This is a genomic window from Paraburkholderia sp. 22099, from assembly GCF_052045835.1.
In the GTDB taxonomy this organism is placed as follows: domain Bacteria; phylum Pseudomonadota; class Gammaproteobacteria; order Burkholderiales; family Burkholderiaceae; genus Paraburkholderia; species Paraburkholderia terricola.
In genome coordinates this window covers 1-24,874 of record NZ_JBQEPU010000046.1, presented here as the reverse complement: position 1 = coordinate 24,874, position 24,874 = coordinate 1, and the positions used below count along the sequence as shown (strand labels likewise).

Annotated in this window: 23 protein-coding genes; 13 read left to right on the top strand and 10 right to left on the bottom strand. The window is 63.8% G+C overall.

Annotated elements, in window-relative coordinates; all coding sequences use genetic code 11:
• The first annotated feature begins 116 nt into the window (after window positions 1–116).
• Complete coding sequence (locus ACTJLC_RS29425) at window positions 117–935, top strand: alpha/beta fold hydrolase (RefSeq protein WP_310132759.1); 819 nt, start codon at window positions 117–119, stop codon at window positions 933–935.
• A 64-nt stretch (window positions 936–999) separates the two neighbouring features.
• Here the strand turns inward: ACTJLC_RS29425 and ACTJLC_RS29420 are convergent, their stop codons facing one another.
• Window positions 1,000–1,947 (bottom strand): peptidoglycan DD-metalloendopeptidase family protein, encoded by a 948-nt coding sequence (locus tag ACTJLC_RS29420; RefSeq protein ID WP_310132761.1) that lies wholly within the window; start codon window positions 1,945–1,947, stop codon window positions 1,000–1,002.
• 692 nt (window positions 1,948–2,639) lie between these two features.
• Between ACTJLC_RS29420 and ACTJLC_RS29415 the strand changes: the two genes are divergently transcribed.
• Window positions 2,640–2,978: a hypothetical protein gene (locus tag ACTJLC_RS29415; RefSeq protein ID WP_310132765.1), complete on the top strand. Its 339-nt coding sequence runs from the start codon at window positions 2,640–2,642 to the stop codon at window positions 2,976–2,978.
• Between the two features lie 114 nt (window positions 2,979–3,092).
• On the opposite strand, the gene ACTJLC_RS29410 is transcribed toward ACTJLC_RS29415, so the two are convergent.
• Complete coding sequence (locus ACTJLC_RS29410) at window positions 3,093–4,094, bottom strand: aldo/keto reductase (protein ID WP_310120228.1); 1,002 nt, start codon at window positions 4,092–4,094, stop codon at window positions 3,093–3,095.
• A gap of 235 nt (window positions 4,095–4,329) precedes the next feature.
• On the opposite strand from ACTJLC_RS29410, the gene ACTJLC_RS29405 reads away from it, so the two are divergent.
• A complete protein-coding gene (locus tag ACTJLC_RS29405) occupies window positions 4,330–5,277 on the top strand; it encodes a LysR family transcriptional regulator (protein WP_310132768.1) in 948 nt (315 codons plus the stop codon).
• A 125-nt stretch (window positions 5,278–5,402) separates the two neighbouring features.
• Here ACTJLC_RS29405 and ACTJLC_RS29400 read toward each other — a convergent pair whose 3' ends face one another.
• Window positions 5,403–6,563, bottom strand: a complete 1,161-nt coding sequence (locus ACTJLC_RS29400; protein WP_310132771.1) for a porin — start codon at window positions 6,561–6,563, stop codon at window positions 5,403–5,405.
• A gap of 509 nt (window positions 6,564–7,072) precedes the next feature.
• Between ACTJLC_RS29400 and ACTJLC_RS29395 the strand changes: the two genes are divergently transcribed.
• Both ACTJLC_RS29395 and ACTJLC_RS29390 read left to right on the top strand, forming a co-directional pair.
• Window positions 7,073–8,182 (top strand): OpgC domain-containing protein, encoded by a 1,110-nt coding sequence (locus tag ACTJLC_RS29395; RefSeq protein WP_114163601.1) that lies wholly within the window; start codon window positions 7,073–7,075, stop codon window positions 8,180–8,182.
• 72 nt (window positions 8,183–8,254) lie between these two features.
• Window positions 8,255–9,130 (top strand): alpha/beta hydrolase, encoded by an 876-nt coding sequence (locus tag ACTJLC_RS29390; protein WP_114163602.1) that lies wholly within the window; start codon window positions 8,255–8,257, stop codon window positions 9,128–9,130.
• A gap of 78 nt (window positions 9,131–9,208) precedes the next feature.
• On the opposite strand, the gene ACTJLC_RS29385 is transcribed toward ACTJLC_RS29390, so the two are convergent.
• Window positions 9,209–10,336 carry an AI-2E family transporter gene (locus ACTJLC_RS29385; RefSeq protein ID WP_310132777.1) on the bottom strand — a complete coding sequence of 376 codons (1,128 nt, stop codon included), beginning with the start codon at window positions 10,334–10,336 and terminating at the stop codon, window positions 9,209–9,211.
• A gap of 347 nt (window positions 10,337–10,683) precedes the next feature.
• On the opposite strand from ACTJLC_RS29385, the gene ACTJLC_RS29380 reads away from it, so the two are divergent.
• Both ACTJLC_RS29380 and ACTJLC_RS29375 read left to right on the top strand, forming a co-directional pair.
• Window positions 10,684–10,968: a DUF3331 domain-containing protein gene (locus tag ACTJLC_RS29380; protein WP_073431656.1), complete on the top strand. Its 285-nt coding sequence runs from the start codon at window positions 10,684–10,686 to the stop codon at window positions 10,966–10,968.
• Between the two features lie 255 nt (window positions 10,969–11,223).
• On the top strand, window positions 11,224–13,794 hold the full coding sequence (locus ACTJLC_RS29375) for an adenosylcobalamin-dependent ribonucleoside-diphosphate reductase (protein WP_440846030.1): 2,571 nt from the start codon (window positions 11,224–11,226) through the stop codon (window positions 13,792–13,794).
• A 15-nt stretch (window positions 13,795–13,809) separates the two neighbouring features.
• On the opposite strand, the gene ACTJLC_RS29370 is transcribed toward ACTJLC_RS29375, so the two are convergent.
• Window positions 13,810–14,742 carry a 2-hydroxyacid dehydrogenase gene (locus tag ACTJLC_RS29370; protein ID WP_310120215.1) on the bottom strand — a complete coding sequence of 311 codons (933 nt, stop codon included), beginning with the start codon at window positions 14,740–14,742 and terminating at the stop codon, window positions 13,810–13,812.
• A 266-nt stretch (window positions 14,743–15,008) separates the two neighbouring features.
• On the opposite strand from ACTJLC_RS29370, the gene ACTJLC_RS29365 reads away from it, so the two are divergent.
• On the top strand, window positions 15,009–16,487 hold the full coding sequence (locus tag ACTJLC_RS29365; RefSeq protein WP_310132783.1) for a sensor domain-containing diguanylate cyclase: 1,479 nt from the start codon (window positions 15,009–15,011) through the stop codon (window positions 16,485–16,487).
• On the opposite strand, the gene ACTJLC_RS29360 is transcribed toward ACTJLC_RS29365, so the two are convergent.
• On the bottom strand, window positions 16,457–16,834 hold the full coding sequence (locus ACTJLC_RS29360; protein ID WP_310132785.1) for a hypothetical protein: 378 nt from the start codon (window positions 16,832–16,834) through the stop codon (window positions 16,457–16,459). The genes ACTJLC_RS29365 and ACTJLC_RS29360 overlap by 31 nt on opposite strands.
• Entirely contained in the window at window positions 16,831–17,052 is a 222-nt protein-coding gene (locus ACTJLC_RS29355; RefSeq protein ID WP_073431644.1) for a hypothetical protein, read from the bottom strand. The genes ACTJLC_RS29360 and ACTJLC_RS29355 overlap by 4 nt, the downstream gene beginning before the upstream one ends.
• On the opposite strand from ACTJLC_RS29355, the gene ACTJLC_RS29350 reads away from it, so the two are divergent.
• Window positions 17,051–17,392 (top strand): zinc ribbon domain-containing protein YjdM, encoded by a 342-nt coding sequence (locus tag ACTJLC_RS29350; RefSeq protein WP_073431645.1) that lies wholly within the window; start codon window positions 17,051–17,053, stop codon window positions 17,390–17,392. The two genes, ACTJLC_RS29355 and ACTJLC_RS29350, sit on opposite strands and share 2 nt — an antisense overlap.
• 64 nt (window positions 17,393–17,456) lie before the next feature.
• Here the strand turns inward: ACTJLC_RS29350 and ACTJLC_RS29345 are convergent, their stop codons facing one another.
• Window positions 17,457–18,857: a heavy metal sensor histidine kinase gene (locus ACTJLC_RS29345; RefSeq protein WP_310132791.1), complete on the bottom strand. Its 1,401-nt coding sequence runs from the start codon at window positions 18,855–18,857 to the stop codon at window positions 17,457–17,459.
• A complete protein-coding gene (locus ACTJLC_RS29340; protein ID WP_073431647.1) occupies window positions 18,854–19,525 on the bottom strand; it encodes a heavy metal response regulator transcription factor in 672 nt (223 codons plus the stop codon). Before ACTJLC_RS29340 ends, ACTJLC_RS29345 begins: the two co-directional genes overlap by 4 nt.
• Window positions 19,526–19,721: 196 nt before the next feature.
• Between ACTJLC_RS29340 and ACTJLC_RS29335 the strand changes: the two genes are divergently transcribed.
• The 3 genes from ACTJLC_RS29335 (at window position 19,722) to ACTJLC_RS29325 (ending at window position 21,846) form a co-directional block, all read left to right on the top strand.
• A complete protein-coding gene (locus tag ACTJLC_RS29335; RefSeq protein ID WP_310132794.1) occupies window positions 19,722–20,351 on the top strand; it encodes a hypothetical protein in 630 nt (209 codons plus the stop codon).
• Between the two features lie 92 nt (window positions 20,352–20,443).
• Window positions 20,444–21,076, top strand: a complete 633-nt coding sequence (locus ACTJLC_RS29330; RefSeq protein WP_310132797.1) for a cytochrome b/b6 domain-containing protein — start codon at window positions 20,444–20,446, stop codon at window positions 21,074–21,076.
• A complete protein-coding gene (locus ACTJLC_RS29325) occupies window positions 21,073–21,846 on the top strand; it encodes a molybdopterin-dependent oxidoreductase (protein WP_154873536.1) in 774 nt (257 codons plus the stop codon). The genes ACTJLC_RS29330 and ACTJLC_RS29325 overlap by 4 nt, the downstream gene beginning before the upstream one ends.
• A 22-nt stretch (window positions 21,847–21,868) precedes the next feature.
• On the opposite strand, the gene ACTJLC_RS29320 is transcribed toward ACTJLC_RS29325, so the two are convergent.
• The gene (locus tag ACTJLC_RS29320) at window positions 21,869–22,837 is read right to left on the bottom strand and encodes an AraC family transcriptional regulator (protein WP_310132802.1); all 969 of its coding nucleotides are present in this window, start codon (window positions 22,835–22,837) and stop codon (window positions 21,869–21,871) included.
• A 322-nt stretch (window positions 22,838–23,159) separates the two neighbouring features.
• Between ACTJLC_RS29320 and ACTJLC_RS29315 the strand changes: the two genes are divergently transcribed.
• Window positions 23,160–24,212 carry an NAD(P)-dependent alcohol dehydrogenase gene (locus tag ACTJLC_RS29315; protein WP_083086209.1) on the top strand — a complete coding sequence of 351 codons (1,053 nt, stop codon included), beginning with the start codon at window positions 23,160–23,162 and terminating at the stop codon, window positions 24,210–24,212.
• The last annotated feature ends 662 nt before the right edge of the window (window positions 24,213–24,874 follow it).

Below are 24,874 nucleotides of genomic sequence, written 5' to 3'. Positions count from 1 at the left end.
GCAGACTAAAACAAAGGTGAGGTTTTCCGGGAGCGATTCACAGCAGGCTACGAAACACCGGGCATCAGGCTTCACGCAACCCGTTAAGGCAAGCAGACTTTCTCGCGACGCTCATCATGCAAAACTGGCCGCTTCCCCAAAGCTATACGTTCCGCGATCAAACCGTGCGCTTTAACGTGACCGGCAACGGTCCGCCGCTGGTGCTGGTTCACGGCACGCCGTTCTCTTCGTATGTATGGCATCGCATCGCGCCGCATCTCGCGCAAATCCGCACCGTTTACTACTACGACCTGCTCGGCTACGGCCAGTCGCAACAGTGCGACGGCCAGGACGTTTCGCTCGGCGTGCAGAACGTGCTGCTCGCCCAATTGCTCGTGCATTGGCAACTGAAGCGCCCGGACGTCATCGCCCATGATTTTGGCGGCGCGACTTCATTGCGCGCGCATCTCATCGACGGCTGCGAGTATCGCAGTCTCACACTGATCGATCCGGTTGCGGTTGCGCCCTGGGGTTCGCCGTTCGTGCGGCACGTGCGCGAGCATGGCGACGCGTTCGCCGGCTTGCCGCCGTATATTCATGAAGCCGTGGTGAAGGCCTACGTGCGCGGCGCCATCGCCCGCGAGATCCCCGATGACGAACTCGCGCCCTACGTGACGCCGTGGCTCGGCGCGACGGGACAAGCCGCGTTCTACCGGCAGATCGCGCAAATGGACCAGCGCTATACCGATGAAGTGGAAGCGCGCTATCCGCGGATGCGCTGTCCGACGCAGATTCTGTGGGGCGAACAGGACCAGTGGATTGCGCCGGAGTGCGGCCGTCAACTGGCCGCGGCCATACCGGAGGCGCGTTTTCAGACCGTGCCGAAGGCCGGCCATCTGATGCAGGAAGATGCGCCCGAAGCGATCGTCGCGGCGACGCTGCGCTGGCTGGATTGAAGGTGCGTGCCTGGCGCTCTTGAAGGGGCGCATGCCTCGGCGCTAAAGGCGCGCGCCTCGCCCCCTAACCGCGGCCTTGCGGCAGATAAGGCATCGGATCGATCGGCTTGCCGTCGCGCCGCAATTCGAAACCCACGGAAACGCGTGAGTTGTTTTCGTCGCCCATCTCGGCGATCTGCTGTCCCTGCTTGACGATGTCGCCGGTCTTCACGAGCAGCTTGCGGTTGTGCGAGTAGGCGGTCAAAAAGTCCTTGTTGTGCTGGACGATGATGAGGCTGCCGTAGCTGTTCAAACCCGTGCCGGCGTACATCACCTTGCCGTCGGCCGCGGCCCGCACCGGATCGCCCGGTTTGCCGCCGATCTCGATGCCGCGCGTCTCCCCCGGCTGGAAACTTTCGACGACGCGTCCGCCCGCGGGCCACGCCAGCGAAACGCCGTTCGCGCGCCGCGTGGTTTGCTGCGCGACTTCACGCGCCTCCTCGGCGCTCAGTGCGGCTGATTGCGCCGTGGACTGCGCGGCGGTGGTCGACGCCGACGATGGCTGCCCCGCAAGCGGCGCTGCCGGCGCGGACGAAGTCTTCGCGGAAGCCGCGGCCGCGTTGGCTGCATTCACCGCCCGCACCGTTTCCGGCGACGCGACGCGCAGCACCTGCCCCGACTTCAAACGCGACGACGCCTTCAAACCGTTCCACGTCTGCAACTGCCTGACGCTGCAATGATGCTGCTGCGCGATGCGCGCGAGCGTGTCGCCGCGTTTGACGCGATACACCAGCGGCGGCGCCTTCAACGGCGTGCCCTGGTCGGCGGCGTTGATCTTGTTGGCCGGCATGCTCGCCGCCGCATCCGGCGTGGGCGTTGCGGCCACCTGGACGCCGGACGCCGCCGCCGCGCTCGGTGCCGTGCCTGTCTGCGCGTCCTGCTGCCCGACATTCGCGCAACCGTTGAGAGCCAGCGCGACCCACACGCCGGCCAGACCGGCCATCATTGTTCGGTCGAAACGCTTTCCTACCATGTTCGACTCTCCTGCTGAATTCATTGGCGGGCGGAATGCCGCCGTCTCGCGTGATGCGCGCGTACTCACGCCGCGCCGGCTTTCTCCGCGAGACGGGCAAGCCGCCTCGTGCGGTGCTTATCCGTAACCTGCCGAAGCCATCCAATCTTCCGCGCGCTCGCCGCGCGTCCATGCGGACGCGAACCCGCTGATCTTCCGCGAACAGGACCGGATGGCTGATTAAAAATCAAGCGGAATTGTAAGACGCGTTTTAAACAAAAAGCGTCGTCCCACACACTCTGATACAAAGTTGCGCGCCCGGTTGCACATCCCGTTGCGCGTGGCGCCGCCTAAGCGGAAGCGACTAGCCCCCGACGGACGGACGAAGACCAACGGGTTAACGGCAGGATGCCGCCAGAACTTGAATTGCCATCGCGCTCCGTTCGTCGCGACGATGGTCGTCGCTGTCCGGGCACTGGCAGATGCCCTCTCGCCGCCTATTTCACCGGCTTTATTTTAAGAATCGTCTCAGCAAGCGTTAGGAATAGGACGATATGTGGACGAACGTAAAGCAAATATTCTTACGCGTCCCTTTGAGGCTTGCCGTCGATGCAGTCAATACATCGCGGATTGAGCGAAGGCCAAACCCATAGCACCGGTATTTTTTTATTCGTGAGCTTTGATAGCCGCGACGAATTAAGTTGAGGCATTAAATGGACTCTCTCAGTTCAGCAAATAGATTCGTAAGTGGTTTTTTCTTCGGGACCCTGGTCGCCGCCGTGATTATGGTGCTGCTATGCAATGCAGGCGAGCTTTCTCCATTTTTTCCTTTTGTCGCCAAACTGCATGCGTTGGAACAGATCGTCTTGACCGCACTGCTTTCCATCGTCATCGTGGATGCGAAGCCGCTGGCCTTTAAAACCGTTTGGCGTGAGCGCCGTTCAGCCTTCGTACTCGACGAGGATTTGAGCGCCACGCTGAGCGGCCGAACCTTCGGCATTCCGGCCGGCATACTCGTTGGCATTCTGTTTCAGCACTACGTCATGAACTGAAAGCGAATACGTCGTCCGATATTCGTTAATCACAAAAACGCGCCTTGGGAATCGGTTTCCCAAGGCGCGTTTTCATTCCCGCGTTTCAACCCGATCGCTCGATCGATTATTCGATCAATGCCCGCCGCGCTCGCTGTCCAGATGCGCCATTTGCACTTCGTTATAACGCGTGCCGGCCACGGCTTCCGGCGGAATGGCGGCTTCGATCAGCGCCAGTTCGTCGGCGCTCAACTTCAACGCCGTGGCGGCGAGCGCGTCGGTCAACTGCGCGCGGCGGCGCGCGCCGACGAGCGGCACGATGTCGTCGCCGCGTGACAACGCCCAGGCCACCGCGAGTTGCGCCGGGTTCGCGTTGCGCGCTTCGGCAAGCGTGCGCAAGGTGTCGACGAGCGCGAGATTGCGCTCCAGGTTCTCGCCCTGAAACCGCGGGCTGACGCTGCGGAAATCCTTCTGCGCGCCGCGCTCTTTCGACCACTTGCCGCTCAGCAACCCACGCGAGAGCACACCGTAGGCGGTAATCCCGATGCCGAGTTCGCGGCACACGGGCAAGATGCCGGCTTCGATCCCGCGCGACATCAGCGAGTATTCGATTTGCAGATCCGCGATCGGCGCGACCGCTCGCGCGCGGCGCAGCGTGTCCGCACCCACTTCCGAGAGCCCGATGTGGCGCACGTAGCCTTCCTTCACGAGATCGGCGATCGCGCCGACGGTGTCCTCGACCGGCACGGACGGGTCGAGTCGCGCCGGCCGGTAAATGTCGATATAGTCGGTGCCGAGCCGCCGCAGCGAATAGGCGAGGAAGTTGCGCACGGCCTGTGGCCGGGCGTCGTAGCCGATCCAGTTGCCCGCCGGATCGCGCAACGCGCCGAATTTCACGCTGACCGCCACGTTCTCGCGCTGGCGCCCTTGCAGCGCGTCGCGGATCAGCATTTCGTTGTGGCCCATGCCGTAGAAGTCGCCGGTGTCGAGCAGCGTGATGCCGGCGTCGAGCGCCGAATGAAGCGTGGCGATGCTTTCGTCGCGGTCGGCCGGGCCGTACAGATCGGACATGCCCATGCAGCCGAGGCCGATGGCGGAGACTCGCGGGCCCTGGCGGCCCAGTTGACGTGTGTTCATTGCGTGCGTTCCCAAGGTCGGTTGATCCGGTTGAGGAAGGTGGCGAGGCGGTCGAACGGTTACCGGGTTCGGTGCGCGGCTCGCCATGCTCGAAGGGCATTCTGCGCCTTGCCAACACGCGGATAAAGGCATGGCCGTCAATCAGATTGGTCGGCGGCGCCTAACAATCCATGCCATCGATTGGCAATCAAAACCCGAACCAACGCGGTTGACTATTTGACGGAGAGCAGTATCGATGGATCACTTGCAGGCCATGAGAATCTTTGCCCGCGTCGCGCAGTTGCGCAGTTTCACCAAGGCCGCCGAGCAGATGCAGTTGCCGCGCCCGAGCGTCAGCGGCGCGATCCAGTATCTCGAGACGCACTTGCGGGTGCGGCTTCTCCAGCGCACCACCCGGCGCGTCGCGCTCACGCCCGAAGGCGCCGCCTATCATGAGCGCTGCATGCAGGTGCTGGCCGATATCGACGACGCCGAAGCGCTGTTCGCCGACGTCGCCGCCGGCCCGCGCGGCGTGGTGCGCGTCGATCTGCCGGAGCGGTTGGCCTTGCACGTGGTGATACCCGCGCTGCCCGCCTTTTTCGCGCGCTACCCCGACATTCGCGTCGTGCTGAGCGCGACCGACCGCATGATCGATCTGATCGAGGAAGGCGTCGATTGCGCGGTGCGCGTCGGCAATCTCGGCGACACGACGCTGGTGGCGCGGCGCATCGGCGAGTTCGAGCAGCTCAATTGCGCTTCGCGCGGCTACATCGAAAAGCATGGCTTGCCGCGCACGCCGGCCGACCTGCCCGATCATCTCGCCGTCGGTTTCTTTTCCAGCCGCACCGGGCGCGATCTCGATTGGGAATACGAGGAGCACGGCGAGCTCAAGACGCTGGTGATGCGCAGCGCCGTCTCCGTCAATAGCGCGCATGCCTATATCGGCTGCTGCCTCGCGGGTCTCGGCTTGATGCAGGGGCCGATCGGCAAGGGCGAGGCGCCGCTCCTCGAAAGCGGCGAACTCGTCGAAGTGCTGAAGGACTGGAAGGCGCCGCCGCTGCCGGTGTCGGTGGTGTTTCCGCATGGGCGTCATCTGGCGCCGCGCGTGCGGATTTTCGTCGACTGGATCGCGCAACTGATCGCCGCCACCACGCCGGCCGCCACCGCGCCTGCAAGAAAACGGACGCGCCAAACCGCGAAGTGAAACGACGCAGCGAACGGCCGAATGAGAGCGGCCGAATGAGAGCGGCCGAATGAAGCAGCGAAGTCAAGCCGCCAGGTCAAGCGCGCAAACAAAGCGGCCCAGCGAAACGGCCAGCCGCAGCGCCACTAAAACTTATGCCGGATCGCCGCCCGCACCACGACCTGCCTCGACGTGGACGACGGCGCCTGGGTGCCGGGCGTGAAGGCGTCATCCAGGATCGAATAGGTGGGGTCGCCGGTCACCTGCTGATACTCGCCCTGAATGTAGACGTCGGTCCGTTTGGACAGGTTGTAGTCCGCCATCAAGCCGAACGAGTGAATCTTCGGCTTCACGCCGCCGTTCGAGGCGTCGTAGTTTTCCATCGTGTACACGTACTGCGCGCCGACGAACAGCATCGGCGAGATCTGATACTTGCCGTTCACCTCGAAGTTCTGATACTTCAGCGAGTTCAGCAGGACGCCCGGCGGTGCGAGCGGCGTCACGCCGAGGTAGCCGTTGCCGGTTGGGTCGAGATATTTCGAGTTGGTGTAGACGAAGCCCGCCGTGGCCGGGCCGAACGTATAGGTGATGCCGCCGCCGAACACTCGCATGCGCGCCGCGATGAAACTGGCGTCGTTCGCCGTGATCGCGCCGTTCGCGCCGTTGCCGGGATGGTTGGCCTGCATCCAGGCGGCCGTCACGAGCAGGCCGCCATACGCGTACTGGCCGCCGACACTGTACGCGCGGTTGTTCGCGAAGTTCGTGTCGTTGCTGAAGCTGTAGGTGCCGCCGAACTGGAAGCCGGAAATCGACGGACTGGTGTACTTGACCGTGTTGTCGAGGCGAAACGAGTTATCGGTGTTGTCGTTGTCGTAGGGGTGCGAGAACAGCAGGCCGGCCCAACTGCCGTTGGCCGTGGTCTGAGCCAGATAATCGACCACCGAATCGTACTGGCGGCCGAACATCAATGCGCCGTAGCGCTCGGCGCTCAAGCCGACGAAGGCCTGGCGGCCGAACATCCGGCCACCTTGATTGAGCCGCCCCGAACTCACGTCGAAACCGTTTTCCAGCTGGAAGATCGCTTTCAGGCCGCCGCCCAGTTCCTCGGCGCCTTTCAGGCCCCAGCGGCTGCCTTGCGCGTAGCCGCTCGTGAGCTCGTAGACGTGCCCGCGGCCGGCATTGTTGGTGTAATTGATGCCTTCGTCGAGAACGCCGTACAGCGTGACGCTCGTCTGAGCCGACGCCGACGCGGCGAAAGTGGCGGACACAGCGGTGGAGACAGCCAGCGCGAACACTTGCTTGTTCATGAATATCTCCCAGCACACGAGGAATGGGAAACCTCGACCCGACCGCTTATGTTTTAACGCCTCGCCACGCTTTCCCAGGATTTCCTGGACCCGGCGTTTTCGGGAAATCGTCACACGCCTTTAGCCGGCCGTCCATCGGCTGTCGCTCCCGCATCTCAAAACGTTGCTAAATCTCCACTGCGTGCGACGGCCGCTTTTTTCATCGCGAGTATTGGAGTAGACGGCGGGGCCAGGCGGCACCTCATGACCCCGGACGCGGCGCGGCTCCGTCGTATTTGTCAGAAAGCAATATAATCCACGGTCTTTGCGGCGCCGCAGCGGAACTCCGGCGCCGCCGAACGGGTCACTTCAAAGCCCTTGCAACCGACCTGGCCGAGCCGGCCGGTTGAAAGCGGCGACGCGGGTCACGCATCCGCCGCACCACTCAATCCAATTTCAAAAAGCCTTGTGAGACGCCTGCCGCGCTGGACTAGCGCGCCGTCGCACGGGGCTGCTTTTGGCGCCAAATAATGCAAAAGTCGCAATCCCGCTTGATCGAGCTTGATTTCTTCCGTGGACTGGTCCTTCTGATCATCGTCGTCGACCACATCGGCGGCAGTATCCTGTCGCGCATCACGCTGCACGCCTACGCGTTGTGCGACGCCGCCGAAATCTTCGTGTTCCTCGGCGGCTTCGCCACCGCCACGGCCTACGCCGCACTCGCCGCGCGGCGCAACGAGGCCACCGCACGCAGCCGCTTCCTGCGCCGCGCGCTCGAAATCTATCGCGCATTTCTCGTCACCGCCGGGTTGATGCTGCTGGTCAGCGCGGTGCTGAGCGCGTTCAGCATCGACGGACCGAATCTCGCCACCACCGATCTCGACGATCTGATGGACGCCCCCGCCGCCGCGCTGCGCGACATCCTGCTGTTCCGGCGCCAACCCTATCTGGCTTCCGTGCTGCCGATGTATGCGTTCTTCGCGCTGCTGGTTCCCATGATCCTGCCGCTCGCGCGCAGCAAGCCCTGGCTGCTGCTGGCCGGCAGCGTCGCGCTGTGGGCGGGCGCGCCCGCCATCGGCGCTTATCTGCCCGCCGCACCCGACATGCACTGGGATTTCAACCCGTTCGCCTGGCAACTGCTGTTCGTGCTCGGCGTGCTGGCGCGCTGCCAGCCGGTCTATCAGCGGATGAGCGAGCACCGCCTGGGCTGGCTCGTCAGCGTGCTGGCGTTCGCCGTCGTGATGGCCGCCGCTTACTACAAGCTCTTTATCGAGCGCGAGCCGCTCGATGCCAGCTTCAAGCAGAATCTCTCCTATCTGCGCGCGGTCAATTTCCTCGCGATCGCGTGGCTGGTCGCGAATCTGATCCAGTTGGGCTGGGCGAGGAAACTCGCTCAATGGTGGCCGTGGGTTGGCGTGATCGGCCGCAAGGGGCTGCTGTGCTTTGTCGCCGGCGCCGTGATCTCGCTGGTGGTCGATTCGGTGCTGTATGCGGCGACCGACGGCTATCTGAACTACCCGCTCGGCCTGATCGCGGACGCCTGCGCGCTTGGCGCGCTGTTCGCGGTTGCCCTGGCGACCGAACCGCTCAAGCGCTTCGCCGCCCGTCTTGTCAGCATGCGCCTGGGCATCGCACCCTGAGCGCTGCCCGGCTGGGCGACAGTGATAGCATGACGGCCGCGCGCGACTTGCGCGGCGGCCTCCTACTCTGACATGCGCGCATTCCTACATTCCGCACTCCTCGTGCTGTGCGCCGCCGCCGGCGCGCCGACGGCTCTCGCCAGCACCGTCGTCAGCCGAAGCTTCCACTCCAGCGCGCTCGGCCGGGACTGGGCTTACACCATCTATCTGCCTACCGGCTATCGCGCAGACGCCGCCCGTATCCCGGTGCTCTACCTCCTGCACGGCAACAACGGCGACGCCAACGACTGGATCACGCAAGGCCGCCTGCAAACCACCGCGGACACGCTGATCGAGCACAAGGACATGCCGCCGGTGGCGATCGTGATGCCGCAAGGCGGCACGGACTGGTACGTCGACCGCAAGGAGAAGATGGAGACCGCGTTCTTCGACGATCTGCTGCCCGAGATCGAAACGCACTACGCGGTCTCCACACAGCGTGGCGCACGGATGATAGGCGGCGTATCGATGGGCGGCTTCGGCGCGTTGCGCTACGCGATGACGCAACCCGAGCGCTTTTGCGGCGCGCTGCTGCTCAGCCCCGCGATCTATGCGAACGAGCCGCCGCGCGGTTCGGCCGCGCGCCGCGTCGGCGTGTTCGGCGAGCGGCAGTTCGATCCGCGGGTGTGGCATGAACTCAATTATCCGGCGCAATGGGAGCGCTACCTGAGCGGGCCGTATCGCGTGCCGATGTTCATCGCCGCCGGCGACGACGACCTCACGATCCAGGCCGAGGCTTCATCGCTGTACACGCACCTTCGGATGGCGGGCAATCCGGCGGCGCTGCGCATCATCGACGGCGGGCACACATGGGATGTGTGGCGCGCGCTGCTGCCGGCCGCGCTGAAATACACGCTCGGCTGCGTGAAACCGCCCGCGGACGACCATCCGTCGAATCAGCGGCCCTGATCACGCGCGAGCCTCGCGCCCTGTTCCCGCTCTTTTCCGTTTCGTGCCCAAAACCAGCGCCTGAAATCGGCGCGCTGGCTATTGCACGAACTCGGTCCACAACACCATCAGCACGGTCATGAGCGCGGGCCCGATGAACAGCCCGAGCAAACCGAACGTCTCCGCGCCGCCGAGAATGCCGAACAGCACCAGCAGGAACGGCAGGCGCGTCGAATTGCCGATCAGCACCGGCCGCACGAAATGCTCCGCGACGAACACCACGACGGACCCGAACACCACCAGCCCGACCGCCCCGGCCACCGAGCCTTGTGAAAACAGCCACAAGGCCGCGAGCCCAAAGGTGATGGGCGCGCAGAACGGCAACATCGCGGCGATCGCGGTGACGAGCGCGAGCAACGCGACATGCGGCAAGCCCGTGACGAAATAGGCGACGCCCAGCAACGCGCCCTCGCCCAGTCCGACCACCACCAATCCCGACACCGTGCCGCGCACCGCCGCGGCCATGCGTTGCACGAGCAGCGCGCCGTCGTCGCCGAAAGCGCGCCGCACGCCTTTGATCAACGAGCCCGACAAGCGCGGCCCCGCCTGAAAAATCACGAACAGCGTGACCAGCATGAACGCGAACACCATCACCGCGTGCACCGCGCGTGCGCCGAAATGGCGGCCCAGCGTCATCACCGTGGTGCTGTGCAGACCCCTCATCGCCGCGGAGTCGCGCAGCGGTTGAGCCAGATTGGCCTGCCACCATGCCGATATCGGGTGCACGCCGAACGGCAGACGCTGAATGAAATCCGGCATCGCAATGCCGTTTTCCTGCGCGGACCTGAACCACTCGTTGACGTCGTGCGCCTCGCGCAACGCCTGGGCGATGCCGATGCCGATCGGCAACACCACCAGCAATGCGATCGCGAGCGTCAGCGCCGCGGCGATCAGCGTCGTGCGGCCGGTGAACCAGCGGCTGCCCTCGACCTTGCGCAACAACGGCCACAGCGCGATCGCAATCACGCCGGCCCACGCGACCACCGCGATGAAATCGCGCACGACCCACAACGCCAGCAGCACGAGTCCGACATAAAGCACGAGTGAGGCCGGCTTCTGCTTTTTCACACCAGCAGGCGGCGACTGCGAGTCGGGCGATCCAGGCGATCCAGGCGTTTGCGGCGCTTCGGGAGAAACGGACGGCCGGACAGGTGGGCGTGAAATCATGTGGGCTCGGTGGTTATGCGGCGGGTGTGCGCGAGCCGACCGGAAAAATACAAACCCATTACACTGGCGTCGCGCGGTCGCTCATCGCTAAACCACATCTTAAAGGAAGCGCCGCAGCCCTTTACAGGCGGGCGTTTTCGTCTCACGGGGAACAACACTGCGTTGCAAAAAATCGCCCTATCCGAAATTCATATTGGATATCCCTCGCGAAGCCCCGCCATTTCGAGACAGCCGGAATGTCAAGTTTCATTGTTGCTGTTTGGAGAACAGTGTTTCAACGGCGGCACAATGGCTATCGCACGCCCACGGGACTACATTCGGCACACCACAATACGGAGCCGATGATGATGACCCTGGAGTCCATCCCCCTTGACGGTACCAATGGCGTACGCATCGAGATTCTCGAGCGCTCCGACACGACGGTGGTGATCCGTTGGGTCGAACCGGGGCGATGTCATTATGGCGAGCAACGGTGGCGGCGCAGATCCGCGCATACGTCCGGCACGTGCGCGGTGACGCGGCGCAAGATTCGCCGCGGCGACGCGGTGTTCAAGCCGGCCGAACGGCCCGCGCCTTCGAACGCTTCCGCGATGATCTGCGCCGAAGTGTTCTGCGAACTCGCCGAGGCTTGACGCGTTAGTCTTGTTGCCGATCGTTGTGGCCCGTTCGTTTGCCCCGTTTATCCAGGCGCCCTGCGCAACCGGGCGCACCGCTCGACCCGCCGCGCGCCGCGGGTGAAAAACTCCCCCGATTGCAGCCCTTCGCCACGTGCGTTAAGGTGGTTCCACATTGCGCCAGGTCATTTGTCCGCCGCATGCACGGCGCTATAGTGACCCGCATTTCCACCACCTCGCCGTGCCCGTCACGGCGCCGTTTGAGGGCATGACATGGCAGAAGACACGCCGGATACCCGCGCGCCGGCCGCATCCCCCGCTGCGCTGGTTGCACCGCAACAGTTCTCCCTCGACGTCCTGCTCGAAAAATACGCGAAAGGCGACGAGCAATCCGCCGACGACGTCTACCAGCGTGTCGCCCACGGCGTGGCGCAGGCCGAACCGGAAGCGCTGCGCGAATCGGTGGAAGCCCTTTTTGCCGACAATCTGCGGCACGGCGCGCTCGGCGCCGGGCGCATCATGAGCGCGGCGGGCACCGGCATCGCCGCCACGCTCATCAATTGCTTCGTGCAGCCGGTCGGCGACGCGATTCAAGGTGTCGACGACCAGGGCCTGCCCGGCATCTACGTCGCCTTGCTGCAAGCCGCCGAAACCATGCGGCGCGGCGGCGGGGTCGGCTACAACTTTTCCGCGATCCGGCCCAAGGGCGCGCGCGTTCGCACCACCAGTTCGTCGGCATCCGGTCCGTGCAGCTATATGGACGTGTTCGATGCGTCGTGCCGCACCGTCGAAAGCGCGGGCTCGCGGCGCGGCGCGCAAATGGCCGTGCTCGATTGCAATCACCCCGATCTGCTGGAGTTCATCGAGGCGAAGCATTCGAAAGGCCGCTGGAACAACTTCAACGTTTCGGTCGGCGTCACGGACGAATTCATGCGCGCCGTCGAGGAAGACCAGCCCTGGCAACTCGTCCACCGCGCCGAGCCGTCGCCAGCGCTGCGCGCGGCGGGCGATGTGCGGCAGCGCGAGGACGGCTTGTGGGTCTACAGCGAACGCCCGGCCCGCGAGATCTGGGATCGCATCATGCGCTCCACTTACGACGTCGCGGAACCCGGCATCGTGTTCATTTCGCGCATGAACGAGGACAACAATCTGCGCGCCGTCGAAACGATCCGCGCCACCAACCCGTGCGGCGAACAACCGCTGCCCGCCTATGGCTGCTGCAATCTCGGACCGCTGAACCTCACGCGTTTCGTGATCGATCCGTTCGCGCAAATCAAAGGCCGCAAGCCTTCGTTCGACTGGGACGGGCTCGCCAAACGCACTCGCACGCAAGTGCGCTTTCTCGACAACGTGCTCGACGTCACGCTCTGGCCGCTGCCGCAGCAATACGACGAGTCGCGCGCCAAGCGGCGCATCGGCGTGGGCTTCACGGGCCTGGGCGACACGCTCGTGATGCTCGGCTTGCGCTACAACTCGCAGGAAGGCCGCGACTTCGCGGTGCGCATCGCGCAACTGATGCGCGACGAGGCCTATCGCGCGTCGGTGGAACTGGCGCGCGAGCGCGGCGCGTTTCCGCTATTCGACGCCAAGCGCTATCTGGAACCGGGCACCTTCGCCTCGCGCCTGCCCGACGACATCCAGCAGGCGATTCGCCGCGACGGCATCCGCAACAGCCATCTGCTGTCCATCGCGCCGACCGGCACCGTGAGCCTCGCGTTCGCGGACAACGCGTCGAACGGCATCGAACCCGCGTTCTCGTGGACCTATACGCGCATGAAGGTCATGGCCGACGGCAGCCGCGAATCGTTCGACGTGGAGGACTACGCGTATCGCCTCTATCGCGAACTGGGCGGCGACGTCAAAAAGCTGCCGGACTATTTCGTCAGCGCGCTGGAAATGTCGGCGCGCGACCACCTCGACATGATGGCCGCCGTGCAGCCCTACGTGGACACGTCGATCTCGAAGACAGTGAACGTGCCCGCCGACTATCCGTTCGACGCGTTCGAAAGCCTCTACTTCGACGCATGGAAAAGCGGTCTCAAGGGACTCGCCACTTACCGGCCGAACGAAACGCTCGGCGCGGTGTTGAGCGTCAGCCCGCCGCAAGCGGACGACACGCTGGCCGAGTCCGACCTCGATCCGCTGCGCATCGCGATCGACCATCGTCCGAAGGGTGAATTGCCGGCGATCATCGAGAAGGTCGAGTATCTGACCCAGGCCGGGAAAAAATCGCTGTACGTCGCGGTGTCGTTCATCGAGGTCACGGGGCGTCTCGGCGGCGAAGACGTCACGATCGAGCGTCCGATCGAGTTCTTCATTCCGACCGGGCAGCGCGACGAATCGCAGCAATGGATCACGGCGACCATGCGTTCGCTGTCGCTCGCCGCGCGCGGCGGTTTTGTCGCGCGCAACCTGCAGGATATGCGCAAGGTGTCGTGGGATCGCGGCCAGGTCCGGCTCGGTGAAGTGCAGCGGCTCGACGGCCACCGCACGCCGCGCTGGCACGATTCGGAAGTCGCCGCGCTCGCGTTTGCGATCCAGCAGATCCTGCACCGGCGCGGCTTTCTCGATGCCGAGGGCAATCAGGTGCCCTCGCGCATGCTGGCGCGTTTGCCGCGTGGGCAAATGAAGGCGGAGACGGCTTTGTCGGCGGATTTCGGCATTCGCCCGCACCCCGGCGAAGCCGACGCGGCCGCATTGACCGCGTTGACCCAGGAGGGCGGCGAGCAAGGCCTGCACACCATGCTCGGGCGCAAATGCGGCTCTTGCGGCGCGAACGCGGTGATTCGTAAAGACGGCTGCGATTTCTGTACCGCGTGCGGGGAAGTCGGCGCATGCGGATAAGCGTGCAGCGCGCTTTCAGATCGGCGTCAACACGGCCTTGCCCGCAAAATGCCGCGTGGCGTTGGCCAGAAAGTTATCGACGGAAGCCGTGATCGCCTCCGGCGAACGGCCGCCGACATGCGGCGTCAGCACCACGTTGCGCAACGTCAGCAAAGCCTCGGGCGGGTGCGGTTCGCTCTCGTAGACATCGAGCGCGGCGCCGGCAATCGTCTGCGTGACGAGCGCCTGCGCCAGCGCGGCGGTGTCGAGCACGCTGCCGCGCGACACGTTGACCACGAAACCGTTCGGCCCGAGCGCCTCGAACACCGGCTTGCCGATCAGATGATGCGTGCCCGCGCCCCCCGGCGTCGCCACCACCAGAAAATCGCTCCACCGCGCGAGCGCCACCACGCTGTCGAAGTAGCGCAGCGCCGAGCCTTCACGCGGCTTACGGTTGTGATACGCGATATCCATATCGAACCCTGCGCCGCGCCGCGCGACCTTTTCACCGATGTTGCCCAGGCCGACGATGCCGAGCCGCTTGCCCGACACGTTCGGCTGCATCGGCAGTGTGTCGCGCCAGATGCCGTCGCGCGTGGCCCGATCGAGTTGCGGCACGTCGCGCACGATCGCGAGCAGCAGCGCGAACGCGTGATCGGCCACGCAATGGTCGTTGGTGCCCGCGCCGTTGACGAGCACGATGCCGCGCGAGCGGGCATGGTCGACGGCAAGGTTTTCGTAGCCGGCGCCAAGCGCGCTGATCAATTCCAGTTGCGGCATCCGGTCGATTTCGGCGGCCGTCAGCCCGGTCGTGCCATTGGTCAGCACGGCGCGGATCGTATCGCCGCGCGCGGCGATCGCGGCGGAGCGCCGGGTGGAATCGGGCGCGTAGACGACGTCGAAAGCGGCCTCGATACTCGCGCGGCTCGCGTCGTTCAGATGAATCAGAATCAACAGGGATGGCTTCATGGCGGCGCTTTTTCTTAACGGCATGGGCGAAGGGCATGTGGAACAAGCATGCGACCAGCGAGTGTAGCAAGGCGCTAAAAAGCGCGTTGAGCCCAACGCGCTACCGCGGCGCGAGACATGTTTGAAGGCATGTTTAAAGTCCACTGTGGCGCAACCGTCGTATTGCCCGCTCCAACAGCGCAAAAAAAGGATTCACGCTCCCGCTTTGTTTTCAGCCGACGCCGAACCCGCCTTAAAATAGCGGCAATTCCGATCCCGAGGCTCTCATGCTGGATACATTCCCGCGCGACCCCGCGTCCGCCAACGACGACTCCGAGATGTTCGAACTCGCGCCCGTTTCGCTCTGGCTCGAAGACTTCAGCGGCGTGCGCGCGTTGTTCGACGCATGGCGAGCCGAGGGCGTGACCGATCTGCGCGCGCATTTCGCCGCCGATCCGAGCCGCGTCGCGGACTGCGCGCACAGCATTCGCATCGTCAAGGTCAATCAGAAAACGCTGGCGCAATTCGAGGCCGCCGATTTCGACGCGCTCAACGCCAATCTCGCCTCGGTGTTCCGCGACGACATGCTCAAGACCCATCTCGAAGAGCTGTGCCAGTTATGGGCGGGTCAATCGCAATTCACGAGCCAGACGGTCAACTACACGCTCGGCGGCCGGCGGCTCGACGTATTGCTCAAGGGCGCCGTGCTGCCCGGCCACGAAGCGCGCTGGGACCGCGTGCTGGTTTCGGTCGAGGACATCACGGAACTGGAAGGCGCGCGGCATCGCGTGACCGTTGCCGAACAGTACGTGCGCGGGCTGTTCGAACATTCGCCGGTGTCGCTGTGGGTGGAAGATTTCAGCGCGGTCAAGCGTCTGCTCGACGATGCCCGCGCAGCCGGCATTTCCGATTTTCGCGTGTTCACCGACGTGCATCCCGAGTTTGTCGAACGCTGCATGCAGGAAATCCACGTGCTCGACGTGAATCAGCACACGCTCGACATGTTCGCGGCGCGAGACAAAAAGACGCTGCTGTCGCGGCTGGCCGACGTCTTTCGCGACGACATGCGCCCACACTTCCGCGAGCAGTTGCTCGACCTGTGGGACGGCAATCTGTTCCAGCATCGCGAAGTGCTCAACTATTCGCTCGACGGCAGCGAGGTGCACGTGCATTTGCAGTTCTCGGTTCTGCCGGGGCACGAAAAGAACTGGGACCTGGTGCTGGTGGCGCTCACCGACATCACGGCGCGCAAGAAAGCCGAGGCCTACCTGGAATTCCTCGGCAAGCACGACGTGCTGACCAAGCTCAGCAACCGCTCGTTCTACGTGGACGAACTGAACCGGCTCGAACGCAAGGGGCCGTGGCCGGTGACGATCATCATGGCCGATCTGAACGGCCTGAAACGCGTGAACGATCAGCTCGGCCACGCGGCGGGCGATGCACTGCTGCGGCGCGCGGGCGAAGTGCTCGCGAAAGCCATGGAGCCGCCCTTTCATGCCGCACGCATCGGCGGAGACGAGTTCGCGATCCTGATGCCCGACACCGACGAGCGCGGCGCCGCCGCGATGATCGACGCGATCCGCCAGTTGGTCGAGATGAACAACCAGTTTTATCCGGGCTCGCTATTGAGCTTTTCGATGGGCGCGGCGACGTGCCAGCGCGGCGACCGGCTCGAAGCAGGCGTGCAGCGAGCCGACCTGTTGATGTACGAGGAGAAGCGCCTGCACTACGCGAATCAGCCGGGAGCCGACGCGCGCGGCGGTTGATCTCCTGGCGCGTCGAAGCCCGGCTCAGCCTTGTCTTTGCGTACCGCCTCGCCATAAGTGCCGACGATCCGCCGGTCCTGCTCGTCGGCCGAAAACAACTCCCACTCGAGCCCGTTGACGTCCTTGTTGCTCGAATAGCCCTCTGCCGCGTCGTCCTCGAAACCGATGTGCCGCAGTGTTCCCGGTTTGTCCGGCATTGGGTTGATCGAAAAATTCAGCAGATCGGTGCGCCACATCGCGTAACGGCCGGGCACGACGGCCGTGGGCGGCTGCGCGAGGCGGCGGCTGTAATCGTCGATCGAAGCGTCGAGATCGGCCACGGCGAGCGCGATATGGAAACGTTTCACAGCGGTTCTCCCAGGTGTGCGATGAAGTGCCCTGCATCGTATCCGCCGCCCGCCGCGGCAACCAGTTGCGCGATCATTCCGGTATCCGCATTACCTGTTTGCGCAACGGCGGCGCCCTGCCCGCAGGCCTGGTGACCGCGGGCCGCCCGGCGCGCGTCGGCTATACTCGCGGCCTTGGAAATCACCCGCGGCGATCCGCGATCCGGAAACAACATCATGTCGACAATTCCCGCCTGCCCGCAATGCGCGATGGAAAACACTTACCCGGACGGCGAGAACTACGTCTGCCCGGATTGCGCGCACGAGTGGCCGATGAACGCCGCCGCGTCCGCTGACGACAGCGACGAACGCGTCGTGAAGGACGCCAACGGCAACCCGCTCGCCGACGGCGACGCGGTGGTGCTGATCAAGGACCTGAAAGTGAAAGGCTCGTCGATCACGCTGAAAATGGGCACCAAGGTGAAGAGCATTCGCCTCGTCGGCGGCGATCACGAAGTGGACTGCAAGATGGACGCGGGCAGCTTCATGCTGAAAGCCGCGTATCTGAAGAAGGTTTGAAGAAGGTCTGAAGCGGCGGCTCTGAAATTCGAACCGCCGTCGCGCGCGCTGGCGCAGCCCCGCATCACGCGCGCGGAAAATGCAATTCGAAGCGCACTACACCGGGCACCGGACACACCACGCGCGCCGTGCCGCCATGCAGATGCATGATCGCCCTGACGATCGCGAGCCCCAGTCCGCTCGATTCGGTGAACTCGCTGCGCGCCGCATCCGCGCGATAGAAGCGATCGAACAAACGGTTTAGCTGCGATTGCGGAATCGGCTCGCCGTCGTTTTCGACCACCACGGTTGCGCCCTTTTCGTCCTCCATGCCGCGCAAGCGTATGACCGTATCGCATGCGCCATAACGCACCGCGTTGACGACCAGATTGTTGATCGCGCGGCGGCATAGCATCGGGTCGACCGCTGCCGCGCCTTCAGCGACCACTTCGAAGCGCATGCCGCGCTCGTCGGCGAGTCCTTCGAAATAGTCCGCGATTCGGGCGAGTTCGCCGCGCAAATCGACCGGCTCGCGTTCGATGCACAGCGCCGCATGATCCGCATGCGCCAGAAACAGAATGTTCTCCGCGATGTGGCTCAAGCGGTTCAGTTCCTCCAGATTCGATTCGAGTACCTGCTGATATTCCTCCGGCTCGCGCGGCTTGGCAAGCGTCACCTGGCTCTGCCCGATCAATGCGCCAACGGGCGTGCGAATTTCATGCGCCAGGTCGGCGGAGAACTGCGACAGGCGCTGATAGCCGTCGGCAAGACGGTCGAGCATCGCGTTGAACGCTTGCGTGAGCTGGCGCAATTCGACCGGCGCCGCCTCGCTGTCGAGCCGCACGGACAGACTCGCCGGACTGATCTGCGCCGCCCGCGTGGCGATCTCGCGCACCGGCCGCAACGCGCGGCGCAGCACGTAGTAGGCGAGCAGCGTCGCGGCCAGCATGCCGATCAGCGTGGCCAGCAGGATGCGATCGCGATAGGCGGCCAGCATGCGCACTTCCTGAGTCATCGGGTGCGCGGCGATCACCTCGACTTCGGTGCCGTCCTCGCGCGCTCTCGCGCTAGCGATCGCCCAATGCACGGGCACGCCGTCCGGCAAACGGGTCTGCCGGATGTCCGCTAAGGTCGGCAAGCGGCCGCCTTTTGCGGCTTGCAACGCGGGCACCGCCACGTTCGCCGGATTCACGTCGATAAACGGCGGCTCGCCTGGGCGGCGAAACAGCAGCACGTCCTGCTCCGCGCCGAGCATGGTCTCGAACAATAAAGGCCGGCTCTTCAGATCGCTGACCGAATACAGATCGTGCACGATGCGGCTGAAATGCTCGACGCGCCCGCTGAGCACCACGTCGGCGCGACGCTGCAGCGACAGTTCGGCCGAGCGATAGAAATACGCGCCGAGCGCGCCGATCACCACGCACGCGATCAACGCGAACAGCAGCGTGGTGCGAACCGTCAACGAACGCTCGGTCCAGAGTTTCATGAGCCGTCGCCAAACGTGTAGCCAATACTGCGCACCGTATGAATCAGCTTCTTTTCGAACGGATGGTCCACTTTCGCGCGCAGCCGCTTGATCGCCACGTCGACCACATTGGTGTCGCTGTCGAAATTCATGTCCCACACTTCCGAGGCGATCTGCGTGCGCGACAGCGCCTCGCCCTGGCGCCGCACCAGCAGATGCAGCAGCATGAATTCCTTGTTGGTCAGGGGAATCTCGATGCCCTCGCGCGTCACCTTGCGGCGCAGAACGTCGAGCTTCAGGTCGGCGATCTCGAACACGTCGCGCTCGCGGATCACGCCGCGGCGCAGCAACGTGCGGATGCGCAACACGAGTTCGGTAAACGAAAAGGGCTTGACGAGATAATCGTCCGCGCCGAGTTCGAGGCCGCGAATGCGATCGCTCACGTGATCGCGCGCGGTCAGGAAAATGACCGGCAGATCGCGCCGCGCGCGCAGTGTGCGCATGATTTCCCAGCCGTCGATGCCCGGCAGCATCACGTCGAGCACCACGAGATCGTAAGCGTGCTCCAGCGCCATGTGCAAACCATCCGTGCCGGTGCGCGCGAGATCGACCGCGTAGCCGCTTTCGCGCAGACCTTTTTTCAGGTAGTCGCCGGTTTTCGGGTCGTCTTCGATGACGAGAATGCTCATGACGCTTGGCGCTCCAACTCGGACTTGCGTTCGGGCTTCAATGTGCGTTTTCGCTGAAGCCCAGGACGTGGATATGCCGGCCATTCTACGTGGCCGCGGCGCGCCGTTCATTACGTTTTTGTCATTCATATGTCATTCCGCGGAGCCGATCGCGCGCTTAATCTGGGCGTTATCGTTCACCACCTGGAGCCGATCCATGAACATCGTTTCAGCGCGCATGCTGCGCGCCTTCATCGCCCCCGCACTCGCCGCCGCCCTGCTCGCCACGGGAACCGCCGCTCACGCACAGAACGCCATGCCTACCGGCGTGCGCGGCACGGTGATCTCGCTCACGGGCGATCTGCTGAAGGTGCATACGCGCGACGGCAAGGACGTCGACGTGAAGTTGCCCAAGGACACGCCGATTCGCGGCGTCACGATCGCGGACGTGAACGACATCAAAGCGGATAGCTATGTCGGCACCGCCGCGATCCCGCAACCCGACGGCACGCTGAAAGCGCTCGAAGTGCACGTGTTTCCGCCGAGCATGCGCGGCGCCGGCGAAGGCTTTCGCCCCTGGGATCTCGGCTCGAACAGCACGATGACGAACGGCACGGTCGGCTCGCTCGTGGTCAGCAACGGCCGCACGATCACCGTCAAGTACAAGGACGGCGAGAAGAAGATCGTGATTCCGCAGGATGTGCCCATCGTCAGCCTGCAACCGGGCGACCGCTCCTTGCTGGTGCCGGGCGCGAAGGTCGTGCTGTTCGCACACAAGGAAGCCGACGGCACGCTGGCGGCGAACTTCATCTCGGCAGGCGTGCATGGCGTGACGCCGCCGATGTAATACGGCGCCTGTTCAGCCTTGCCTCGGCTACGCCGGCCGCGTTGTTCGGCAACGCGGCTTTCCCGTTCCCTATTCGTCTCTTGATGCCCGCCATGACTGAAGCCAAAGCGCGCCTGGTCGTTCACCCGGTCGTCGTCCGCATCACGCACTGGATCAACGCGTTTGCGATGGTCTGCATGGTGATGAGCGGCTGGGCGATCTATAACGCGTCGCCCATTTTTCCGTTCAGGTTTCCCGTCTGGGCGACGGTGGGCGGCTGGCTCGGCGGGTCGATTGCATGGCATTTCGCGGCCATGTGGCTGCTGTGCGCGAACGGCTTGCTGTATCTCGCGTACGGCATCGGACGCGGGCATTTTCGCCGCAAGCTGTTGCCGGTTCGTCCGCGCGATGTCGTGCACGATGCGGCATTAGCGCTGCGATTCAAGCTGCCGCACGATACCGGCCGATACAACGCGGTGCAGCGCGCGCTCTATCTGCTCGTGTTGTTCCTCGGCGTGGTGCTGGTCGCGTCGGGATTGTCGATCTGGAAACCGGTGCAGTTCTCGTGGCTCACCGCGGTGTTCGGCGGCTTCGACTTCGCGCGGCGGGTGCATTTCGTCGCGATGGCGGGCGTGGTCGGTTTCGTCGTCGTGCATCTGGCGCTGGTGCTGCTGGTGCCGCGCACCTTGCCGCCGATGTTGACCGGTCGCGCGAGACATTGCGCACAAGAAGGAGATCGCGCATGAGCGCATCCAAACCCACCGACGCGGACAAACCCCGCGTCGTGCTCGCGGATCACCAGCCGCAAATCGAGCGCCTGCAGCGGCGTCTGTTCTTGCGATCGTCGCTGTCGATCGGCGCGCTCGCGATGCTCTCGGGCTGCAACATGCAGGACGGCGATTCGGTCGACAAGGTGCTGTGGGCGATGTCGCGCTGGAACGATCGCGTGCAGGGCTGGCTATTCGACCGCAACAAGCTCGCGCCGACTTACGCGGCGAGCGAGATCACCGACCCGTTCCCGTTCAACGCGTTCTATCCCGAGTTCGACGCGCCGGACATCGACGGCTCGACGTATCGGCTGGAAGTGTCGGGCCTCGTGTCCGACAAGCGCACGTGGAATCTCGATCAACTGCGCGCATTGCCGCAGACTTCGCAGATCACGCGCCATATCTGCATAGAAGGATGGAGCGCGATCGGCCAATGGCGCGGCGTGCCGTTTCGCACGTTTCTGGAACGCGTCGGCGCCGATCTGAGCGCCCGCTATGTCGGCTTCAAATGCGCGGATCGGTATTACTCGAGCCTCGACATGGCGACCGCGCTGCATCCGCAAACACAGCTCACGCTCGATTTCCGCGACGCGCCGCTGCCCGCGAAATACGGCTATCCGCTCAAGCTGCGCGTGCCGACCAAACTCGGCTTCAAGAATCCGAAGCATATCGCCGCGATCTTCGTCACCAACACGAACCCCGGCGGCTATTGGGAAGATCAGGGCTACAACTGGTTCAGCGGTTTATAGCGTTCGCCGCGAGAATGAACGCTTATACGGCCGTCACGTAACGCGCGACCGGCTTCACCACGCGCGGCGTCGGGGCATCGTAGATGGTGCGCATGCGCTTGACCTCATCGACCGGGCTCAGGCCGAACAGCCGCTTGAACTCGCGGCTGAATTGCGACGCGCTTTCATAACCGACGCGCGCCGCGGCCGCGCCCGCATTCAAACCGTCCTGCACCATCAGCAAACGCGCGTGATGCAAACGCGTGGTCTTCACGTATTGCATCGGCGAGGTGGACGTCACCGCCTTGAACTGCGCATGAAACACTGCGAGGCTCATGCCTGCCTCGGAGGCGAGCGTATCGACGTCGAGTTGCCCATGGTAGTCGGCATGAATGCGCCGCAGTGCCTTCGCGATACGGCCGAAGTGATTCTGATGCGTGAGCGCCGCGCGAATCGCATCGCCCTGCTCGCCGGTCAGCACGCGATAACAGATTTCGCGGACCACGCCGGGCGCGAGTATGCGCGCGTCGAGCGGCGAAGCCAACGCATCCATCAGACGCTGCACCGCATTGCACAGCGCCGGGTCGAGCGGCGTCGAATAGATGCCGGCCGGTTCGTTCCGCGTGGTGCCCTGGGTTTCGTTCAGCGCCATCAGCAACTCGGCCACCATGGTCAGATCGACGCGCACCGAGATCGCGAGAAACGGCGCTTCCGGACTGGCCTCGGTCTCGCATTCGAACGGCAGCGGCACCGAAAGCACGAGGTACTGTTGCGCGTCGTACTGAAACACCTGGTCGCCGAGATAACCGCGCTTGCGGCCCTGACAGACGATCACGATGCTCGGCTCGTACATCACCGGCATGCGCGGCATCGGATGATTCGCGCGCATCAGGTTGACGCCGTCGAGACTCGTGCGGGTGAAGCCCGGATTGGGCGCGAGCACGTCGAACAATTCGATCAGACGCTGCTGGGCGGCATCGGCCGACAAGGGTTCTACTGAGGGAGCTGGCATGACGGTATAGTGACGCGCAAGAGAATAATGCTTGAAATCTAGCATCAAACGGACTACCGCGCTCCTTGTCAGGAGTTTTAGGCAAATCTTCAAGACATTCAGGTATTCCCCGCCTCGTGCCCGGCTTCTATCATGGGAACCCTGCCGGATCACTTTTCTCCGCGCTGCGCCGGGCCCGGTTGTCGATTCACTGCTTCGGCGAATTCGGCAGCCCTGCCGGCGCCGTGATCCCGGTTCATCACAAGGTTCGGCCGCATCGGCGACGCGCGTCGCCCATCGCCGGCGGCCTTGCGACATCACCACCCCTTTGCTGGAGCTACTCATGAGCACGACGTATGCCTATGCAGCGACCGACGCCACCGCGCCGCTCGCCCCATTCGAATTCCAGCGCCGCGCAGTGCGCGCCCACGACGTGCAGATGGAAGTACTGTTTTGCGGCGTGTGCCATTCCGATTTGCACCAGGCGCGCAATGAATGGAAGAACACGGTGTTTCCGGTCGTGCCGGGCCATGAGATCGTCGGCCGCGTGACTGCCGTTGGCCCGGACGTGACGAAGTACAAGGTAGGCGATCTGGTCGGCGTGGGCTGCCTTGTCGATTCGTGCCGCACGTGCGCGAGTTGCGAGGAAGGACTCGAGCAGTACTGCGAGAACGGTTTTGTCGGCACCTACAACGGTGTAGACCGTGTGGACGGCCAGATCACTTACGGCGGTTATTCGACGCAACTCGTCGTCGACGAGGAATTCACGCTGCGCGTGCCGGACAATCTCGACCCCGCGGGTGTCGCGCCGTTGCTGTGCGCGGGCATCACGACGTACTCGCCGCTGCGCACGTGGGGCGCCGGTCCTGGCAAGAAGGTCGGCATTGTCGGCCTCGGCGGTCTGGGCCACATGGGCGTGAAGCTCGCACGCGCGATGGGCGCACATGTGGTGTTGTTCACGACTTCGCCGTCGAAGATCGAGGATGCGAAGCGGCTCGGCGCGCATGAAGTGGTGATCTCGAAGAATCAGGAAGAGATGGAAGCGCATTTGAACAGCTTCGATTTGATTCTGAATACCGTTGCCGCGCAGCACGATCTGAATCCGTTTTTGAATCTGCTGAAGCGGGATGGGACCATGACGTTGGTCGGTGCGCCCGAGCACGATCATCCGTCGCCGCAGGTGTTCAATCTGATTTTCAAGCGTCGGCGTTTGGCCGGGTCGCTGATTGGCGGTATTGCCGAGACGCAGGAGATGCTGGATTTCTGCGGCGAGCACGGGATTACTTCGGATATCGAGGTGATTCCCATGCAGGGGATTAATGAGGCTTATGAACGGATGCTTAAGAGCGATGTTAAGTATCGGTTTGTTGTCGATCTGGATTCCTTGCGGAAGTGAGTGTTTTTTTGGCCTGCGCGGCGCTTTGGGTTGTGCTTCTTGGTGCCGTTGGCCTTTCCTTGTGGTCTTAGTGGTCTATTAGTGTTGCCCCTGTGCGGGGCGGCACCTACTTTTCTTTGCCGGCCGCAAAGAAAAGTAGGCAAAAGAAAGCGGCTCACACCGCTAACTCTTAAGCGGGTCCCGCGCTCGGAGGGGACAGTGGCACATCTGGAATCCGTGCTCTCGCGCACTCCGCATCAGTGACAAAGCCATCATCAGTTCCCACTCCGCACTGCGTGCGTCGCGGATGGGTCTGCCGGGGAAAACAGCGGTCATTCTCGCGCCGTGGGAGCCGTCGGCTTCACCTCGGCGACACGCCGTAAACGAAGGGGGAAGTACCGCTTCGGCGCGCGCAGCGCCGCCGGAAGTACGACTGCCTTGTCACTCGCGCGGAATGCGCGAGAGCACCGATTCCAGATGTGCCACTGTCCCCTCCGAGCGCGGGACCCGCTTAAGAGTTAGCGGTGTGAGCCGCTTTCTTTTGCCTACTTTTCTTTGCGGCCGGTGTACAGACCGGAGACATGGTTGACGAACGTGCGAGGACATCGTTGACACTTTATGGTCAGCGGTTTTCGCTCCTCAGGTCAAGGGTGAGGATGCGGTGATGGGCAAACCAGAATTCA

Bases quoted from the DNA above. Each gene is read 5' to 3' on its own strand.
- ACTJLC_RS29320 (WP_310132802.1), bottom strand. From the start codon at position 22,837: ATGCCAGCTCCCTCAGTAGAACCCTTGTCGGCCGATGCCGCCCAGCAG.
- ACTJLC_RS29405 (WP_310132768.1), top strand. From the start codon at position 4,330: ATGGATCACTTGCAGGCCATGAGAATCTTTGCCCGCGTCGCGCAGTTG.
- ACTJLC_RS29325 (WP_154873536.1), top strand. From the start codon at position 21,073: ATGAGCGCATCCAAACCCACCGACGCGGACAAACCCCGCGTCGTGCTC.
- ACTJLC_RS29315 (WP_083086209.1), top strand. From the start codon at position 23,160: ATGAGCACGACGTATGCCTATGCAGCGACCGACGCCACCGCGCCGCTC.
- ACTJLC_RS29385 (WP_310132777.1), bottom strand. From the start codon at position 10,336: ATGATTTCACGCCCACCTGTCCGGCCGTCCGTTTCTCCCGAAGCGCCG.
- ACTJLC_RS29390 (WP_114163602.1), top strand. From the start codon at position 8,255: ATGCGCGCATTCCTACATTCCGCACTCCTCGTGCTGTGCGCCGCCGCC.
- ACTJLC_RS29335 (WP_310132794.1), top strand. From the start codon at position 19,722: ATGAACATCGTTTCAGCGCGCATGCTGCGCGCCTTCATCGCCCCCGCA.
- ACTJLC_RS29400 (WP_310132771.1), bottom strand. From the start codon at position 6,563: ATGAACAAGCAAGTGTTCGCGCTGGCTGTCTCCACCGCTGTGTCCGCC.
- ACTJLC_RS29365 (WP_310132783.1), top strand. From the start codon at position 15,009: ATGCTGGATACATTCCCGCGCGACCCCGCGTCCGCCAACGACGACTCC.
- ACTJLC_RS29380 (WP_073431656.1), top strand. From the start codon at position 10,684: ATGACCCTGGAGTCCATCCCCCTTGACGGTACCAATGGCGTACGCATC.
- ACTJLC_RS29355 (WP_073431644.1), bottom strand. From the start codon at position 17,052: ATGATGTTGTTTCCGGATCGCGGATCGCCGCGGGTGATTTCCAAGGCC.
- ACTJLC_RS29370 (WP_310120215.1), bottom strand. From the start codon at position 14,742: ATGAAGCCATCCCTGTTGATTCTGATTCATCTGAACGACGCGAGCCGC.
- ACTJLC_RS29425 (WP_310132759.1), top strand. From the start codon at position 117: ATGCAAAACTGGCCGCTTCCCCAAAGCTATACGTTCCGCGATCAAACC.
- ACTJLC_RS29345 (WP_310132791.1), bottom strand. From the start codon at position 18,857: ATGAAACTCTGGACCGAGCGTTCGTTGACGGTTCGCACCACGCTGCTG.
- ACTJLC_RS29375 (WP_440846030.1), top strand. From the start codon at position 11,224: ATGGCAGAAGACACGCCGGATACCCGCGCGCCGGCCGCATCCCCCGCT.
- ACTJLC_RS29340 (WP_073431647.1), bottom strand. From the start codon at position 19,525: ATGAGCATTCTCGTCATCGAAGACGACCCGAAAACCGGCGACTACCTG.
- ACTJLC_RS29395 (WP_114163601.1), top strand. From the start codon at position 7,073: ATGCAAAAGTCGCAATCCCGCTTGATCGAGCTTGATTTCTTCCGTGGA.
- ACTJLC_RS29350 (WP_073431645.1), top strand. From the start codon at position 17,051: ATGTCGACAATTCCCGCCTGCCCGCAATGCGCGATGGAAAACACTTAC.
- ACTJLC_RS29415 (WP_310132765.1), top strand. From the start codon at position 2,640: ATGGACTCTCTCAGTTCAGCAAATAGATTCGTAAGTGGTTTTTTCTTC.
- ACTJLC_RS29410 (WP_310120228.1), bottom strand. From the start codon at position 4,094: ATGAACACACGTCAACTGGGCCGCCAGGGCCCGCGAGTCTCCGCCATC.
- ACTJLC_RS29420 (WP_310132761.1), bottom strand. From the start codon at position 1,947: ATGGTAGGAAAGCGTTTCGACCGAACAATGATGGCCGGTCTGGCCGGC.
- ACTJLC_RS29330 (WP_310132797.1), top strand. From the start codon at position 20,444: ATGACTGAAGCCAAAGCGCGCCTGGTCGTTCACCCGGTCGTCGTCCGC.